The organism is Ruegeria sp. YTSA219 (genome assembly GCF_059609985.1).
Genome location: NZ_JBXWMT010000008.1, coordinates 79,644 through 95,542, shown reverse-complemented (window position 1 = coordinate 95,542; position 15,899 = coordinate 79,644). Strand labels below are relative to the sequence as shown.

Below are 15,899 nucleotides of genomic sequence, written 5' to 3'. Positions count from 1 at the left end.
AGTAAGACCTTTGGGGGCAAACGTGATGCTAAAGACACAAGCAAAGTACCGGCTGGGCCAAGTCGTCCGCCACAAAAAACATCCCTTCCGAGGGGTGATTTTTGACGTGGACCCAGAGTTTTCAAATACCGAAGAATGGTATCAGGCCATTCCCGAAGACAGCAGGCCGATCAAGGATCAGCCGTTTTATCATCTGTTGGCGGAAAATGACCAATCCTTCTATGTTGCTTATGTTTCTGAACAAAATCTGATTGCCGACCAGTCCGGAGAACCGGTCGAGCATCCGGATATCCCCGATATGTTTGGTCCGTTTGAAAACGGCGCATATCCGTTGCATTTCCATTTGAACTAAAAATGGAAGCGCGGGTGAAACCGGGCCCATACTGTCAATAACCAAGCGCGCACCCATCTTTTCGCGGATCGCTTGCGCCTTGCAAAACGCCGCTCTTCTGGATTCGGATCGCTTGAGCCCCGCCAAGAGGTGTTTCTGAAATCAGAACTTTGTGGCCGATTTCAGATAATTGTTGCGCGACCTTCCGCGAAATTCCGCGTTCCAGTTTCAAGACAGGTCCGTCTGCAAAGGCCCGCGGTGCGTCTATGGCCTGCTGCAGCGCAAACTCATCGTCAGTTAGCAGCGAGACCAGCTTTGTATGTCCTGTGGGCTGAAAGGCACCACCCATCACGCCGAAGGGCATCAGGATTTTGCCTTTCTGTTTCAACATGCCGGGAATGATCGTGTGCATCGGGCGTTTGCCGCCGCCAAACTCGTTCGGATGGCCTGATTGCAACGTAAATCCAGACCCGCGGTTTTGCAGCAGAATGCCGAATTTCTCAGAGGCGATACCCGATCCAAAGCTATGAAAGATCGAATAGATCAGCGATACCGCCATCCTGTCCCTGTCGACCACCGTGATATAAACCGTGTCCTTGTGAATGGCTTCGGTCAGTGGGGCAGCAGCGGGCATGGCATGGTTTGGATTGATAAGCTCTGCCAGCCGATCGGCTGTTGTCTGGTCCCAAAACCTGTCTGCGTGTGTCGTATGATCCGGATCGGCGATGAACCTGTTGCGGGCATCGTAGGCGAGTTTTGAGGCTTCGGCCTCGATATGCAGACGCTCTGCGGATAGCGGATCCATGGATCCGAGGTCAAAGTTCTTGAGGATATTCAGCAGCAAAAGGGCGGTTGCACCTTGGCCATTGGGCGGATGTTCCAGCAGGTCCAAGCCACGATAGTGCCCTGCGACCGGAACTGTGGGTGTGGCAGCGGTCGCGTCCAGATCTTCTGCTGTGTGTACCCCGCCCATGGCCGTCAGGGTCGAGATAATATCTTCGGCGACCTCGCCCGCGTAAAACGCCTTTCGTCCGTATTTGGCGATTCTGCGCAGCACTTCTGCCTGCCCGGCGGACCGGAACATGTCTCCGGTCTTTGGAACGTCTCCTTTCAGCAGATAGTGGTTCCTGGCTGCCCCCTGCAACGTGTTAGCACCCGGGCCCCAATCAAAAGCCACACGTGGGGCGACCGGCACGCCCTGGTCTGCATAGCGGATGGCGGGTTGCAGGATGGCGTCCAGCCCTAGTTTGCCCTCGGTTTCGGCCAGCTGGCAGAACGCCTCGACCGCGCCGGGAATGGTGACCGCATCCGGTGTATTGAGCGGAACTGCAGTCAGGCCCTTATCGCGCAAGCTGCCAGCGTTGGCTGCTGCCGGTGCCCGGCCAGAGCCGTTGAGGGCCCGAACCTCATCTTCTCCGGCGCGGTTGTACAGAACAAAGCAATCTCCGCCCAGGCCGGTCATTTGTGGTTCGCAAAATCCCAAAAGCACTGCCCCGGCGATGGCTGCGTCCATCGCGTTGCCACCTTGCTGTAGAATGCCAAGGGCCGCTTGGGCTGCCAGCGGGTGAGATGTGGCGCACATCCCTTCGGTCGAAAAAACTTCGGATCTGCCTGGTGCCTGAAAATCCCGCATTGCGCTGCCTTCCCGTGTGATCGCGCAGAAGGTATCGCGCGTCCGGGTATTGTCCAGTCAAATCAAAGGGGAAGTTCCTCGGCATCGTTCACTGGGTGGGGGCTGTGACATACGATGCCGAGGGAAGCTATCTGAGCTACAGTTAAGACTTTGATCTTTGTTTGCGGCGCTACAATGGTTCGAAAAGGGCCTTATTGTGACGTTTTATAGCCCTAATCCGCGTCGAGAAAACTGAATCGCAGTGACAACCGGTTGCAGCCTTCGCTACGGTCATAGCGGATTTCACTGGTCAGTTGGTGGATCAGAAACCATCCAAATCCCCCCTCGGGCAGGTCTTCACGTCTTTCCCCCAGAGGTGCAGGTGCACCTTCTGGTACGCGAAAGCCAGGAAGGGGATTGCCGGTATCCGAGATGAGGATTTCCAACCAGTTCTGATGCAGGCGGCAGTGTACCTTTACGCTGGCGGGCGTGGTTCCGGCATAGGCGTGTTCAACGACATTGTTAATGGCTTCGGCCAGGGCAATTCTGACATCAGCCGCTTTGTGTGCAGGCAGCCCTTTGGACGACAGTGCCTGGCTCAACTTGGCAATGCCAGAGCTTGCTTCGACCTCGGTCGCAGCGAAGCTCAAATCGAAACTGATGCCGTTACACATTAGCCTTGCGCCTGTTCAGTTTCTCCTTGTGTTCAATCCGGCGCACCGGACAGTGCGTCATCCATCGTTGGGTAAAGCTTGAACACTGTGTCCATGCGCGTAAGACGAAACACCTTTTCCACAAAAGGCTGAAGACCTGCCAGATCCAGGCGCCGTTCAGCCCCGAGTTGTTTCATGGCTGCGACAATGGCGCCCAAACCACTGGAGTCAATGAATTCGACACCGCTGAGATCCAGAACCACGCGCACAGCCCCACCTTCGGTTTCCGTGCGCATGTTTTCTTTGAACTGAATGGCCATTGCGGCATCAATCCGGTTGGATTGTACAGTAATTATTTGAATATTGTTGGTCGTAGTACTGGACAGGCCCATACGTGACGGTCCTTTAACTGAAATCGCTCGTAGAAATACGCTAGACGGGAATTCTTACCATTCGGTATCCATTGAATGACAAGAATTTAGGAGCGCCCAGATGAAGCAAGTTGTAATCGCCGGAGCAGCACGTACCCCGATGGGTGGATTTCAAGGAATGTTCGATGGTGTTTCTGCCGCCGATCTGGGTGGAGCCGCGATCCGGGCCGCGCTGCAGGGTGCCGGTGCTGAAACGGTTGACGAAGTACTGATGGGCTGCGTTCTGCCAGCCGGTCAGGGTCAGGCCCCTGCACGTCAGGCTGGGTTTGCAGCCGGTTTGGGCCAAGAGGTCCCGGCCACGACGCTCAACAAGATGTGCGGATCAGGGATGAAGGCTGCGATGATGGCCTTCGATCAGATCGCATTGGGCCATGCCAACACAATGATCGCAGGCGGGATGGAGAGTATGACGAACGCGCCCTACCTGTTGCCCAAAATGCGTGAGGGTGCGCGCTTGGGGCACGCTCAGGTCGTCGACCACATGTTTCTGGACGGGCTGGAGGACGCCTACGACAAAGGTCGTCTGATGGGCACTTTCGCCGAAGACTGTGCCGAGGCGTTCCAGTTCACCCGCGAAGCGCAGGACGAATACGCCCTGCAGTCCCTATCCAACGCGCTGGCCGCGCAGGACAGCGGCGCGTTCGACGGTGAAATCACTCCGGTAACCGTCCGTACAAGGAAAGGCGAGGTCACGCAGTCCGCGGACGAGCAGCCGAAAACCGCCCGCCCGGAAAAGATACCTTCGCTGAAACCGGCTTTTCGCAAGGGTGGAACGGTGACGGCGGCCAACGCGTCGTCGATCTCTGATGGGGCGGCAGCTCTGGTTCTGGCGTCAGCTGAAGCCGCCGAAGCGCAATGCCTCTCGGTTCGGGCGCGCATTCTGGGTCATTCCAGCCATGCGCAGGCTCCGGGATTGTTCACGACTGCGCCAGTTCCCGCTGCGCAAAAGCTTTTGGCCAAAATCGGCTGGTCCAATGATGATGTGGATCTGTGGGAAGTAAACGAAGCCTTTGCCGTGGTGCCGATGGCATTCATGCATGAGATGGGTCTGACGCGTGACAAGGTAAATGTGAATGGTGGTGCATGCGCTCTGGGTCATCCTATCGGCGCTTCGGGAGCGCGTATCATGGTCACCCTGCTGAACGCGTTGGAAAAGCGGGATCTGAAACGCGGCGTGGCGGCGATCTGCATCGGTGGTGGAGAGGGGACTGCAATCGCGATTGAGCGCGTTTGACGCGGGGCCGATTCCACCATAGGTCCGGTGCTGTAGAACCTGTTTACAAGATCACTGACCGGACCCGCCCCCCATGACCGTTGACTACGATACGCTGACCAAGACAATCGTCGCCCTAACCGCAGGCGAGACAGATCAAGTTGCTCTGATGGCGACAATCGCCTGTGAGGTTCATCACGCCGATGATCGGTTTGACTGGACGGGGTTCTATCGCGTAACAGATCCGGGCATTTTGAAAATCGGCCCCTATCAGGGTGGTCACGGGTGTCTGGTTATTCCCTTCGGGCGCGGTGTCTGTGGTGCCGCGGCGCGGACCGGAAAGGTACAGTTGGTGGCGGATGTGCATGCGTTTCCAGGTCACATTGCCTGCGCCTCGTCTACGCAGTCCGAACTGGTGCTTCCGGTGCGCAATGCCTCGGGCGAGGTCATCGCGGTTTTTGACATCGACAGTGACCAGCCGGATGCGTTCACGGATGAGGACGCAGAAAAGCTGTCTGCCATATTGTCAAAGGCGTTTTCGGGTGAGTTAAGAGGGGCCTGACGCAAAATCAGCCCGTCTGTTAGACTGGAATGGATACTAATTGCGACTGGCCAAGGCATGATCCCGGACCAATTCACCACAGAGCGGCTTGCCGTCTGCCACTGGCAAGTGGAAGTCTCTGAAGCTGGTCGCCTTTCAGCGTTGACGGCCGAGTTGGCAACCGTCCTGACACCAGCGGTTCTTGAGCCCCTGCCGCCTTCGATGCAGGTCGAAGAAACGCCCAGCGGGATGACCGACTGGATCGCGGCACGCAAGACCGAAAGCGATGTTCTTCTTGTTCGGCTAAGGCAAAATAATCAGCTGATCGGACTGCTGATACTGGCCTCAGAACCCGAAGATCAGGCCGCACCAGCCATTCACCTTGGATATCTGTTTGCCGAACGAGCCTGGGGCTGTGGCTATGCAACCGAACTTGTGTCCGGCTTTATCGCGGCCTGCGGCACGAGCCGCGCCATTCGGTTTTTGGCCGGGGTCGAGCACAGCAATCCCGCCTCTGCCCGTGTGCTACAGAAATCGGGGTTCACGCGATCCTCAGCTCACTCCACCGACGATACCGATATGTATGTCTGCGACATTTCCTAGATCCCATCGGGATCTTACGTGGCTTGCGGATCAAGCCAACTACAGAATGTCTGTGATTAGGAAATATGCCAGCCCGACCTGAGTCGCAAAGATCGCAAACAGCGACAGGGAAAACCGGCCTTTTCGGGACTTGTGATTGAAAATCCTACGCCCGACCAGCGCACCGGGACTGCCGCCCAGTGCCGCCAGCCACAATAGCCTGCGTTCCGGAACCCGGCTTTTTCTGCGTCTGGCGCGCAGCTTGTCCCAACCAAAGGCCAGCAAAGTCAGGCCGTTGATGACCCACAGGTATATAACCGCAATCCACATAGCTGACGGATAGCTAAATGCGTCGATTTTCCCAAGTGAAAAAATGCTTGGAATTTTCACCGATTCGCGGCATCGTGAAAAACACGAGGAAAATTTCACCAGAAATCGGAGAGTTCGGTGAACAGCCAAGCCCCCCACAGTGCAACGCTCGGAGCCGACATTCGCGCATTGCGTAAGGCGCGTGGGTTGACGCTGACCGAGATCGCAGAGCGGTTGAACCGGTCGGTCGGATGGCTCAGCCAGGTTGAACGCGACAAGTCCGAACCGTCAATTTCAGACCTGCGTCAGATCGCGGAATGTCTGGGTGTGCCGATGTCCATGCTGTTCGCCCATTCTGCCGCCCCCGCCAATGAACAAGGCTATGTCGTGCGCGCCGGGTCGCGCCGCCCTATGGGGTCGGGCGAAGAAGGTCTGATCGAGGAACTGCTGTCACCCGATCTGACTGACGATTTTGAGATGGTGCATTCCACCTTTGAGCCGCATTCCAAGATGCAGAATCCGGCGGACCGCCCCACGCAAGAGGTTGGCTATGTGATTTCCGGTCAGTTGAATCTGACCATCGGCGCGCAAAGCTTTTCGGTTGGGCCCGGTGACAGTTTTCGGATCAAGAACGAACCCTATATTTGGGCGAACCCTCATGATGAGCCTGCTGTGGTCATCTGGGTCATCGCACCTCCGGTGTACTGATGAGTTTCGAGGCCTGGACCATATTCGCGCTGTTCTGGGTGGTGTTTGTAACCACACCGGGGCCTAACGCGGTGAACTGTATCTCGAACGGGATGAGCCTGCCCTTCGCAAAAGCGATGCTGGGTGTCTTGGCGATCCTGACCCAAGCCAGCGCCTTTTTGGTTTTGTCGGCGCTTGGGGTGACGGCCTTGATCGCGGCCTCACCCACCGGATTCTTCATCGCCAAGCTGGTGGGCGCAGGGTTTCTGATCTGGCTGGGTGTCCGAGGCTGGAAGGCTGCAGCAAATCCCGCCCCTATTTCCGAACGCCCTGCACGGCATGTCTATCTGCACGCGCTGGCCGTCGCGACAATCAACCCCAAAAGCGTCGCGGGTTATCTTGCTGCATTCTCGCAATTCGTGCAGCCGGATGTGCCGATCTGGGAGCAAATGTTGGTCATCATGCCAACGGCGCTGATCATCACAACGCTCAGCTACATCGGGTTCACTCTTCTAGGTGCGCTTATGGGGCGGGCCGCACTGGGGGCCGTGTTCAACATCTGGGTGCGCCGGGTCATGGCCACCTGTTTCATCATTTATGGCGTGTTGCTGGGCACCACCAGCGCGCCAGCAGCAAGGGGATAAGCGAAATGCATACAGGTTCCTGTCTGTGCGGCTCGGTTGCGTTCAAGATCGAAGGCGATCTTCCTGCCGCCTCGGCCTGCCATTGCGGTCAATGCCGCAAACAGTCGGGTCATGTCTGGGCCTCGACCTCGGCCCATCAAGACGACATCACCTTCACCGCCAGCGATACGCTGAGCTGGTTTCGTGCTACCGACATCGCCCGACGGGGATTTTGCAACGCCTGCGGCTCTTATCTGTTCTGGCAGCATAAGGACGAAGACCGGATTGCCATTGCTATGGGGGCGCTGGATGCACCCACCGGCCTGACCCTCGCCCGCCATATCTTTGTGGCCGACAAGGGCGACTATTACGACATCACGGACGATCTGCCTCAAGAGGCACAGTAACAGGGACTGAAAGACATGAGTGATTTTCCGACAAAAGCCCGCGTGGTTATTATCGGTGGCGGAGTGGTGGGGACATCGTCCCTGTATCATCTGGCCAAAAAGGGCTGGACCGATTGTGTTCTGCTGGAGAAAAATGAGCTGACCGCCGGGTCGACCTGGCATGCAGCTGGCAACGTGCCGACCTTTTCGACCTCTTGGGCGATCATGAACATGCAGCGCTATTCGACCGAGCTTTATGCGCGGCTGGGTGAAGAGGTCGACTATCCGATGAACTATCACCAGTCCGGCTCAATCCGGTTGGCCCATTCGAAAGAGCGGGTGCAGGAGTTCGAGCGGGCAATGGCGATGGGCCGTTATCAGGGCATCGAGATGGAGATGTGGACACCCGAACAGGCCAAAGAGCATTACCCGTTCCTGGAAACTCATGACCTTGAGGGTGTTCTGTTCGACCCGACCGATGGCGACATCGACCCGGCGCAGTTGACCCAGGCACTGGCCAAGGGTGCGCGCGACATGGGGGCGAAGATCCTGCGTTTCTGCCCGGCCACGGGTGTGACCCAGAAGGAAGACAAGACCTGGATCGTGCATACCGACAAGGGCGATATCGAAGCGGACCACGTGGTCAATGCCGCCGGGTATTACGCCCAGCGTGTGGGTGAATGGTTCAAGCCCTTCGGCGGTCGCACCGTTCCGGCCATGGTGATGAGCCACCAGTACCTGCTGACCGACGAAGTGCCCGAGATCGAGGAATGGTCCAAGGCCAATGGTGGTAAAAAGCTGCCGCTTCTGCGCGACGTGGATATCTCGTATTACCTTCGGCAGGAGAAGAACGGATTCAACCTTGGCCCCTATGAGCCCAACTGCAAGGGCCACTGGATGACCGAGGATGATCCGATGCCCGAGGATTTCAGTTTCCAGCTATGGAATGATGATCTGGACCGGATCGAAGACATCGTCACCGACGCGATGGAGCGGGTGCCGCTGATGGGGACCTCGGGCGTGGGCCGGGTGATCAACGGACCCATCCCCTACGCGCCGGACGGGCTGCCGCTGGTTGGCCCGATGCCGGGCGTGACCAACGCGTTTGAGGCGCATACCTTTACCTTCGGCATCGCGCAGGGCGGTGGTGCCGGCAAGGTGCTGGCCGAATGGATCGTCGATGGTGCAACTGAGTGGGATATGTGGGCCGTCGATCCGCGCCGTTACACCGATTACACCGATCAGGATTACTGCAACCAGAAGGGGCTTGAGGTCTATGGCAACGAATACGCCATGCATTTCCCGCACCATGAATGGCCCGCCGCGCGCGACAAAAAGCTGTCGCCTGTCCACACCAAGGTCAAGGAATTGGGCGGCGTGATGGGGCCCTATAACGGCTGGGAACGCGCCAACTGGTTTGCGCAACCGGGCGACGATACCTCTGAAGAAGCGACCCATACCTGGGGCCGTTCGGGGCCATGGGAGAAGCGGATCAAGGAAGAGTGCGAGGCTGTCCGTGATCATTGCGGCGTATTGGACTTGCCCGGATTTTCGCGTTTCATCGTAAAAGGTGAGGGTGCCGCCGAGGCGCTGCGGTCGCTGGTCACCGGCGGTTTGCCCAAGGTGGGTCGCATCAACCTGGTCTATATCTCAGATGGTCGCGGCCGGATCCTGACCGAAATGTCCTGTATCCGCCTCGGCGATGACGAGTTCGTCATGATCACGGCCGCTACAGCGCAATGGCATGACCGCGATATCCTGACCGAGGTAATGCCCACTGGCGTCACCGTCGAGGATGTCACCACCACTCGTGACACGCTGATCGTGACAGGTCCAAAATCGCGCGACATTCTGGCGGGGCTGAGCGATGCGGACCTGTCCAGTGGCTGGCTGACCCATCAATCGGCCACGGTTGCAGGTCAGCCCGCATTCCTGATCCGCGTCTCGTTTGCAGGAGAACTTGGCTGGGAGGTTCACGCGCTGAACGACCATATGCCCGCGATCTATGGCGCGATCCTTGACGCTGGTGCCAAACCGTTCGGGATGTACGCCCTGAACTCTCTGCGCATCGAAAAGGGTTATCGGGCTTGGAAAGGCGATCTGTCCACTGATTACTCTCTGTTGGAAGGCGGGTTGGAACGGTTCGTCAAACTTGACAAACCGCAGGACTTCCCCGGCAAGGCCGCGATCCTGAACGAAAAGCAGCAGGGCGTGAAAAAGGCGTTTGCCACTATGTTGGTCGAGGCAGGTGACGCGGATGCACCCTACATGTCCTGTATCTGGCACAACGGCGAGATCGTTGGCGAAACCACCTCGGGCGCTTGGGGGTATCGCGTTGGCCAATCCATTGCGCTGGGCATGATCCGTCCCGAATTGGCGGTGGCAGGTACCGAGCTTGAAATCGAAATCTTCGGTGAAAAGCGGCGCGCCGTGGTACAGGACGATAAACCGCTCTGGGATCCAGAAAACGAGCGGCTGCGCGCCTGATCGCCCGAAGGAGACCTGCATGAGCACGCGTTATTCAAAACTGGGGCCCGGAGAGGGCCTCAATTATGACTGGGAAAATGACCACACATTTGTGAAGGTTTCGACCCGGGATACTGATGGCGCCTATACGCTCATGGAAGACAATCTGAAGGCCAGCTTTGCGCTTGGCCTTCATCGCCATGAAACCCATGCCGAAAGCTTCTATTTTCTGGAAGGCGAAGTGGACTTCTACGTTGATGGCGACTGGCATCGCTGTAGGCCGGGCAGCACGATGCATGTGCCGCCCGGTATGCCGCATGCCTGCCGCGTTGCTGGTAAAGCACCAGCCAAGATGCTGATGATTTTCCAGCCTGCCGGTTTTGACGGCTTCCTTGCTGAGCTGGCCAAGATGACTGAGGCGGACTTCGCCGATGAGGTGAAAATGGCCGAATTGAACGCGCGGTTTGACATTGTCCCGATGGGCTCTGTGCCGCCTCATCCCGATGACGAGGTCTGATCATGACACTGCCTAAAACGATGTCCGGTGTATTCCTGACCTGTCACGGCGGGCCCGAGGCGCTGGAATGGCGTGACGATATACCCGTCCCAACCCCTGCGCCGGGGCAGGTTCTGGTCCGTGTGGCCGCAGCCGGGGTGAACAACACCGATATCAACACTCGTATCGGCTGGTACTCCTCGGATGTGACCGGCGCTACGGATGCGGTGGATCAAGAGGTCGAAGCCGGAGGCTGGGGTGGCGCGCTGAATTTCCCGCGCATTCAGGGCGGTGACCTGTGCGGCATCGTCGAAATCGCGGGGCCCGAGACCGGGTTCACCCCGGGCCAGCGCGTGACCTGTCCGATCAACCTGCCACGTCCGCGACCGGGCAACCCGACAGGCTTCATCGTGCTTGGGTCCGAGATTGACGGCGCCTTTGCGCAATATTGTTTGGTGCAGGCCGATGACCTTTATGATGTCAGCGCCTCACCCCTGTCCGACAATGAAATCGCTGCCATCCCCTGCGCCTTTGGAACCGCCGAGGCTATGCTGACCCGATCCGGTGTGACTGCCGGGCAAAAGGTGCTGATCACCGGCGCATCCGGTGGCGTCGGCCTTGCCGCTGTGCAACTGGCGGCGCTGCGCGGTGCCTCGGTTTGGGGCGTGACCGGTGCGGCCAAGGCCGAAGCGGTGAAAAGCCAGGGCGCGACCGCCACGTTCAACCGGGATGCGTCGCTGCCCACCGACATGTTCGACGTGGTCATTGACGTGGTGGGCGGACCTGCATGGGCTGACCTGATCCTGGCGCTGAAACCGGGCGGTCACTATGCCGTCGCGGGTGCGATTGCTGGCCCGATTGTTCAAGCCGATCTGCGGGATATCTATCTGCGCGACATTACCATTCACGGCAGCACCCATCAGCCGTTCGAAGTCTTCGGTCGCCTGGTCGAACTGATGAATGCGGGGCGGATCAAGCCCCTGATTTCAAAAACCTATCCGCTGAAAGACATTGCGACGGCGCAAGAGGACTTTCAGTCAAAAACGTTTCCGGGAAAACTGGTTCTGGTTCCCTGAGGAGGTTCATTGATGGCAGATATAACCCTTCTGGATGGGTCTATCGGACAGGAACTGGTCAAACGCAGCGGTGATGCGCCGACGCCTTTGTGGTCGACCCGGGTGATGATGGACCATCCCGAGTTGGTCGGGGATGTGCATGCGGATTATTTCTCACGCGGTGCGACTGTGGCCACGACAAATACCTATGCTGTTCACCGGTCGCGTCTGGACCGTGTCGGCTTGGGTGATCAGCTGCCAGATCTGATCGAGGCGGCCCTGTCGCAGGCCGAGCGTGCGCGCCCGGCGGGTAGGCGCATCGCTGGGGCTTTGGGTCCGCTTCTCGCCTCTTACCGGCCGGACCTGAATCCAGAGGTCGAAGAGGCGGCAGAGAAATTCACCGAACTGGTGGCGATGATGGCAGATCGCGTTGACCTGTTCCTGATCGAAACCGTGTCGTCGGTGCAAGAGGCCGAAGGCGCGTTGCGTGGAACGGAACAGGCAGACAAGCCGGTCTGGCTGGCGCTGTCCGTGATGGATGATGATGGGACGCGGCTTCGGTCGGGTGAGCCATTGTCGGGAATAGCATCTTTGGTTGATCGCTTTACGCCTGAGGCCGTGCTGATCAACTGCTCGCGCCCCGAGGCGGTGCCCGCTGCGCTGAATATTATCGCCACCTTCGGGCGTCCGTTTGGGGCATATGCCAATGGCTTCACCGGGATTACCCAGGAATTTCTACAAGACGCCCCAACCGTCGATGCGCTGCAACAGCGCCACGACCTTGGGCCGGATGAATATGCTGATCAGGCGATGGGGTGGGTGGCGCAGGGTGCAACTATCATCGGCGGATGCTGCGAAGTCGGTCCCGATCACATTCAGCGACTGGCAGATCGGCTGTGCGCTGCTGGCCACAGCATCGTCTGAAGGGGGTAAAGATGCGGCAACGACCAGATAGCTTGACCGACAAGGCGCAGATACATTTCGATGTTCTGGTCGCGCCGGGCTATGTGCTGTTGGAGCTTGCCGCATTGATTGAGGTTCTGAGGCTGGCCAACCGCGTCTGCCCCAACCCGCCCTTCAGCTTTACCTATCGGTCTCTGAAAGGTGGGCCCATTGCCAGCAGCAGCGATGCGACGGTCCAAACTGAACCCGTATCAACCCATCCCAAGGCGGATTATCTGTTTGTGATCGGAAATTCCGACCCTGACCACCCCGATCTGTCTATCGGACGGGTTGTATCGGACTATACGTTCCGAGGCGCTCAGGTCTTTTTGCTGGCCGAAGCTGCCAGCCGCTATATTGACGAATTTGGCACCGCAGACATGGCGACCCATTGGGAAAACGCCTCTTTCCTGAGTGAACGCGGGGCCCGGTTCGAGGCGAAGCTGTCGATAGCCACAGAACAGGGCCAAGTCGTGACCTGCGCAGGGATGGAGGCGACAACCGATGTTGCTTTGTCCGTGATCGGACGCCACATCTCGGGGCCTGCCAAGATGACGGTGGCCAATATCATGCTGCACGAAAATATCCGCGACTTTTCATCGATGCAGCCTTTCTCGGGGGCGCAACTGACAGCTACTGGGGACGCCAAGCTGGATCAATGTATCAAGCTGATGCAGGCCAATATCGAAGACCCCTTACCCATCCAGCAGATTGTCGAGGCATTAAATCTTTCGAACCGATCGCTTGAGCGAAAATTCAAAGCTTTCTTTGGCACCAGTCCAAACGGTTTCTATCGCGAGATGCGGCTGGCGAAGGCTAACAACCTGCTGCTGAACACCACGATGAGCGTTCGGGAAATCGGTCTGGCCTGCGGCTTTCCGAACGGTTTCTCCTCGGTTTACAAAAGCTTTTTCGGGGTCACGCCCTTTGTTCTGAGGCGCGAAAGACGGGCTGCGTCACATAGGTGAAAATCGCCTATAACATGACGCTTTTGGTGCATTTATTGCCGATCTTCCATGGCAACGTGCCCAAAACCTGATTCAGCGGAGACCTCAGGATGGTTGATCTTCCAAACAAAGCCCGAGTTGTCATCATCGGCGGCGGCGTCATCGGATGCTCGGTTGCCTATCATCTGACCAAGAAAGGTTGGAGCGATGTTGTGCTGCTTGAACGCAAGCAGTTGACCAGCGGCACCACATGGCATGCGGCGGGTCTGATCGCTCAGCTGCGGGCCTCGTCCAACATGACCAAACTGGCAAAATACACGCAGGAGCTTTACGGCGCGCTGGAAGAGGAAACCGGCGTGTCCACCGGGCTTAGACGCTGTGGATCGATTACCGTGGCACTGACTGAGGAACGCCGTGAAGAGATCTATCGCCTGGCTGCCATGGCACGTGCCTTTGGCGTTGAGGTCGAAGAGATTTCCAATGAGCGCGTCAAGGAAATGTATCCGCATCTGAATGTCGAAGACGTCAAGGGCGCGGTCTATCTTCCGCTGGACGGGCAGGGTGACCCGGCCAATATCGCGCTGGCCCTGGCCAAGGGCGCACGGCAACGCGGTGCCATTACCAAGGAACGGGTGAAGGTCACCGACATCACCAAACAGGGCCGTACCGTGACGGGCGTGGACTGGGTTGCCGATGACGGCAGCGGCTCGGGCCATATCGAATGTGATATGGTGGTGAACTGCGCCGGCATGTGGGGGCATGAGGTCGGCCGGATGGCCGGTGTGAACGTCCCGCTGCACGCCTGCGAACATTTCTACATCGTCACCGAAGGCATTGACGGACTGTCGCAACTGCCGGTTCTGCGGGTGCCGGATGAATGCGCCTATTACAAGGAAGATGCGGGCAAAATCCTGCTGGGTGCTTTTGAGCCCAATGCCAAGCCCTGGGGGATGAACGGCATCCCAGAGAGCTTTGAGTTTGACCAGCTGCCCGAGGATTTCGACCACTTTGAGCCCATTCTAGAAGCTGCGTGTAACCGGATGCCGATGTTGGCCGAGGCTGGGATTCATACATTCTTCAATGGACCAGAGAGCTTTACCCCCGACGATGCCTATCACCTCGGTCTCGCGCCCGAGATGGACAATGTCTGGGTCGCGGCGGGCTTCAACTCGATCGGCATTCAATCTGCGGGCGGTGCGGGCATGGCGCTGGCGGAATGGATGGATAGCGGCGAGAAACCGTTTGATCTGGGCGATGTGGATATCAGCCGGATGCAGCCGTTTCAGGGCAATAAGCAATATCTGTTTGAGCGTTCGAAAGAGACGCTGGGCCTGCTGTACGCCGACCACTACCCCTATCGCCAGAAAGCCACTGCGCGCGGTGTTCGGCGCACCCCGTTCCATCACCATCTGAAAGAGCAGGGCGCGGTGTTTGGTGAACTGGCGGGCTGGGAGCGTGCAAACTGGTACGCAAATCCGGGGCAGGAGCGCGAATACCAGTACAGTTGGAAACGTCAGAATTGGTTCGAGAACTCAGCTGCTGAACACCGCGCGGTGCGCGAGAATGTGGGCATGTACGACATGTCTTCTTTTGGCAAGATTCGCGTTGAAGGACCGGATGCCGAGGCGTTCATGAACTATATTGGGGGCGGCGATTATTCGGTGCCGAACGGCAAGATCGTCTATACCCAGTTCCTAAACCGCACCGGCGGGATCGAGGCGGATGTGACGGTGACCCGTCTGACCGAGACCGCCTATCTGGTCGTGACCCCGGCGGCGACGCGGCTGGCGGATCAGACCTGGATGATGCGCCATGTGGGTAGCTTCAACGTGGTCATAACCGATGTCACCGCTGGCGAAGGCGTTTTGGCCGTGATGGGCCCCAATGCGCGCGCTTTGCTGGAAAAGGTCTCGCCGGCGGATTTCTCGAACGCGACCAACCCCTTTGGCACCGCACAAGAGATCGAGATCGGCATGGGCCTGGCCCGCGCTCATCGGGTGACCTATGTGGGCGAGCTGGGATGGGAGATCTACATGTCCGCCGATATGGCGGGCCATGTGTTCGAAACGCTGCATGAGGCCGGTCAGGACATGGACCTAAAACTCTGTGGCATGCACATGATGGACAGTTGCCGGATCGAAAAGGGCTTTCGCCATTTTGGTCATGACATCACGTGCGAGGACAACGTCGTGGATGCCGGGCTTGGTTTTGCGGTCAAGGTGGACAAAGGCTGTGACTTTATCGGGCGCGAAGCAGTGATTGCCCGCAAGGAAAGCGGGCCGAAAAGCCGCCTAGTTCAGTTCCGCCTGACCGACCCGGAACCGCTGTTGTTCCATAATGAACCGATCGTGCGGGACGGGGAATATGTCGGCTATCTCAGCTCGGGCAATTATGGTCATACTTTGGGTGGCGCTATCGGTATGGGCTATGTGCCCTGCGAGGGTGAGAATGCGGCGGATGTTCTGGGGTCAACCTATGAGATCGACGTGTGCGGCGTGAAGGTAAAGGCCGAGGCGACGTTGAAACCGATGTACGATCCGAAATCCGAACGCGTCAAAGTGTAATCAAATTGTCGGAGCGCTGCGGCGCTCCGGCTTTGTTCTGGTCTCACATATCAAATATCCT

General features: G+C 58.0%; 17 protein-coding genes. 13 read left to right on the top strand and 4 right to left on the bottom strand.

The annotated features are described in order from the left end of the window. Nucleotides 1-25 precede the first annotated feature (25 nt). A complete protein-coding gene (hspQ, locus tag AC2FFB_RS12810) occupies nucleotides 26-352 on the top strand; it encodes a heat shock protein HspQ (RefSeq protein ID WP_142637073.1) in 327 nt (108 codons plus the stop codon). A 34-nt stretch (nucleotides 353-386) separates the two neighbouring features. Here hspQ and AC2FFB_RS12805 read toward each other — a convergent pair whose 3' ends face one another. The 3 genes from AC2FFB_RS12805 to AC2FFB_RS12795 all read right to left on the bottom strand — a co-directional run bounded on the left by AC2FFB_RS12805 (nucleotide 387) and on the right by AC2FFB_RS12795 (nucleotide 2,988). Continuing rightward, nucleotides 387-1,964, bottom strand: a complete 1,578-nt coding sequence (locus AC2FFB_RS12805) for a gamma-glutamyltransferase family protein (protein ID WP_496874994.1) — start codon at nucleotides 1,962-1,964, stop codon at nucleotides 387-389. 212 nt (nucleotides 1,965-2,176) lie between these two features. Beyond that, nucleotides 2,177-2,617: an ATP-binding protein gene (locus tag AC2FFB_RS12800; protein WP_496823692.1), complete on the bottom strand. Its 441-nt coding sequence runs from the start codon at nucleotides 2,615-2,617 to the stop codon at nucleotides 2,177-2,179. 32 nt (nucleotides 2,618-2,649) lie between these two features. Continuing rightward, nucleotides 2,650-2,988, bottom strand: a complete 339-nt coding sequence (locus tag AC2FFB_RS12795) for an STAS domain-containing protein (protein WP_142637067.1) — start codon at nucleotides 2,986-2,988, stop codon at nucleotides 2,650-2,652. Between the two features lie 100 nt (nucleotides 2,989-3,088). Here AC2FFB_RS12795 and AC2FFB_RS12790 point away from each other — a divergent pair, with 100 nt between their 5' ends. The 3 genes from AC2FFB_RS12790 (at nucleotide 3,089) to AC2FFB_RS12780 (ending at nucleotide 5,384) form a co-directional block, all read left to right on the top strand. Further along, nucleotides 3,089-4,261 carry a thiolase family protein gene (locus AC2FFB_RS12790; RefSeq protein WP_142637066.1) on the top strand — a complete coding sequence of 391 codons (1,173 nt, stop codon included), beginning with the start codon at nucleotides 3,089-3,091 and terminating at the stop codon, nucleotides 4,259-4,261. A gap of 73 nt (nucleotides 4,262-4,334) precedes the next feature. Next, nucleotides 4,335-4,802: a GAF domain-containing protein gene (locus AC2FFB_RS12785; RefSeq protein ID WP_271949692.1), complete on the top strand. Its 468-nt coding sequence runs from the start codon at nucleotides 4,335-4,337 to the stop codon at nucleotides 4,800-4,802. A gap of 57 nt (nucleotides 4,803-4,859) precedes the next feature. Then, nucleotides 4,860-5,384: a GNAT family N-acetyltransferase gene (locus tag AC2FFB_RS12780; RefSeq protein ID WP_142637062.1), complete on the top strand. Its 525-nt coding sequence runs from the start codon at nucleotides 4,860-4,862 to the stop codon at nucleotides 5,382-5,384. 39 nt (nucleotides 5,385-5,423) lie between these two features. Here AC2FFB_RS12780 and AC2FFB_RS12775 read toward each other — a convergent pair whose 3' ends face one another. After that, entirely contained in the window at nucleotides 5,424-5,693 is a 270-nt protein-coding gene (locus AC2FFB_RS12775; RefSeq protein ID WP_496874993.1) for a DUF1294 domain-containing protein, read from the bottom strand. Between the two features lie 117 nt (nucleotides 5,694-5,810). On the opposite strand from AC2FFB_RS12775, the gene AC2FFB_RS12770 reads away from it, so the two are divergent. The 9 genes from AC2FFB_RS12770 (at nucleotide 5,811) to AC2FFB_RS12730 (ending at nucleotide 15,838) form a co-directional block, all read left to right on the top strand. Next, on the top strand, nucleotides 5,811-6,380 hold the full coding sequence (locus AC2FFB_RS12770; protein ID WP_142637059.1) for a helix-turn-helix domain-containing protein: 570 nt from the start codon (nucleotides 5,811-5,813) through the stop codon (nucleotides 6,378-6,380). Further along, complete coding sequence (locus AC2FFB_RS12765) at nucleotides 6,380-7,003, top strand: LysE family translocator (RefSeq protein ID WP_281973074.1); 624 nt, start codon at nucleotides 6,380-6,382, stop codon at nucleotides 7,001-7,003. The genes AC2FFB_RS12770 and AC2FFB_RS12765 overlap by 1 nt, the downstream gene beginning before the upstream one ends. Before the next feature lie 5 nt (nucleotides 7,004-7,008). Further along, on the top strand, nucleotides 7,009-7,389 hold the full coding sequence (locus AC2FFB_RS12760; RefSeq protein WP_496689920.1) for a GFA family protein: 381 nt from the start codon (nucleotides 7,009-7,011) through the stop codon (nucleotides 7,387-7,389). 15 nt (nucleotides 7,390-7,404) lie between these two features. Then, on the top strand, nucleotides 7,405-9,855 hold the full coding sequence (locus AC2FFB_RS12755; RefSeq protein ID WP_496874992.1) for a GcvT family protein: 2,451 nt from the start codon (nucleotides 7,405-7,407) through the stop codon (nucleotides 9,853-9,855). A gap of 19 nt (nucleotides 9,856-9,874) precedes the next feature. Further along, nucleotides 9,875-10,351 (top strand): cupin domain-containing protein, encoded by a 477-nt coding sequence (locus AC2FFB_RS12750; RefSeq protein ID WP_496874991.1) that lies wholly within the window; start codon nucleotides 9,875-9,877, stop codon nucleotides 10,349-10,351. 2 nt (nucleotides 10,352-10,353) lie between these two features. Beyond that, nucleotides 10,354-11,406, top strand: coding sequence for an alcohol dehydrogenase family protein (locus tag AC2FFB_RS12745; RefSeq protein WP_496874990.1), 1,053 nt, complete (start codon nucleotides 10,354-10,356; stop codon nucleotides 11,404-11,406). A gap of 12 nt (nucleotides 11,407-11,418) precedes the next feature. Then, on the top strand, nucleotides 11,419-12,309 hold the full coding sequence (locus AC2FFB_RS12740; protein ID WP_142637049.1) for a homocysteine S-methyltransferase family protein: 891 nt from the start codon (nucleotides 11,419-11,421) through the stop codon (nucleotides 12,307-12,309). Nucleotides 12,310-12,320: 11 nt separating this feature from the next. Next, on the top strand, nucleotides 12,321-13,295 hold the full coding sequence (locus AC2FFB_RS12735) for a GlxA family transcriptional regulator (RefSeq protein WP_142637047.1): 975 nt from the start codon (nucleotides 12,321-12,323) through the stop codon (nucleotides 13,293-13,295). 89 nt (nucleotides 13,296-13,384) lie between these two features. Further along, complete coding sequence (locus AC2FFB_RS12730) at nucleotides 13,385-15,838, top strand: GcvT family protein (RefSeq protein ID WP_496874989.1); 2,454 nt, start codon at nucleotides 13,385-13,387, stop codon at nucleotides 15,836-15,838. Nucleotides 15,839-15,899 lie beyond the last annotated feature (61 nt).

Bases quoted from the DNA above. Each gene is read 5' to 3' on its own strand.
- AC2FFB_RS12790 (WP_142637066.1), top strand. From the start codon at position 3,089: ATGAAGCAAGTTGTAATCGCCGGAGCAGCACGTACCCCGATGGGTGGA.
- AC2FFB_RS12780 (WP_142637062.1), top strand. From the start codon at position 4,860: ATGATCCCGGACCAATTCACCACAGAGCGGCTTGCCGTCTGCCACTGG.
- AC2FFB_RS12775 (WP_496874993.1), bottom strand. From the start codon at position 5,693: ATGTGGATTGCGGTTATATACCTGTGGGTCATCAACGGCCTGACTTTG.
- AC2FFB_RS12730 (WP_496874989.1), top strand. From the start codon at position 13,385: ATGGTTGATCTTCCAAACAAAGCCCGAGTTGTCATCATCGGCGGCGGC.
- AC2FFB_RS12755 (WP_496874992.1), top strand. From the start codon at position 7,405: ATGAGTGATTTTCCGACAAAAGCCCGCGTGGTTATTATCGGTGGCGGA.
- AC2FFB_RS12765 (WP_281973074.1), top strand. From the start codon at position 6,380: ATGAGTTTCGAGGCCTGGACCATATTCGCGCTGTTCTGGGTGGTGTTT.
- AC2FFB_RS12785 (WP_271949692.1), top strand. From the start codon at position 4,335: ATGACCGTTGACTACGATACGCTGACCAAGACAATCGTCGCCCTAACC.
- AC2FFB_RS12800 (WP_496823692.1), bottom strand. From the start codon at position 2,617: ATGTGTAACGGCATCAGTTTCGATTTGAGCTTCGCTGCGACCGAGGTC.
- hspQ (WP_142637073.1), top strand. From the start codon at position 26: ATGCTAAAGACACAAGCAAAGTACCGGCTGGGCCAAGTCGTCCGCCAC.
- AC2FFB_RS12760 (WP_496689920.1), top strand. From the start codon at position 7,009: ATGCATACAGGTTCCTGTCTGTGCGGCTCGGTTGCGTTCAAGATCGAA.
- AC2FFB_RS12735 (WP_142637047.1), top strand. From the start codon at position 12,321: ATGCGGCAACGACCAGATAGCTTGACCGACAAGGCGCAGATACATTTC.
- AC2FFB_RS12745 (WP_496874990.1), top strand. From the start codon at position 10,354: ATGACACTGCCTAAAACGATGTCCGGTGTATTCCTGACCTGTCACGGC.
- AC2FFB_RS12805 (WP_496874994.1), bottom strand. From the start codon at position 1,964: ATGCGGGATTTTCAGGCACCAGGCAGATCCGAAGTTTTTTCGACCGAA.
- AC2FFB_RS12750 (WP_496874991.1), top strand. From the start codon at position 9,875: ATGAGCACGCGTTATTCAAAACTGGGGCCCGGAGAGGGCCTCAATTAT.
- AC2FFB_RS12795 (WP_142637067.1), bottom strand. From the start codon at position 2,988: ATGGGCCTGTCCAGTACTACGACCAACAATATTCAAATAATTACTGTA.
- AC2FFB_RS12740 (WP_142637049.1), top strand. From the start codon at position 11,419: ATGGCAGATATAACCCTTCTGGATGGGTCTATCGGACAGGAACTGGTC.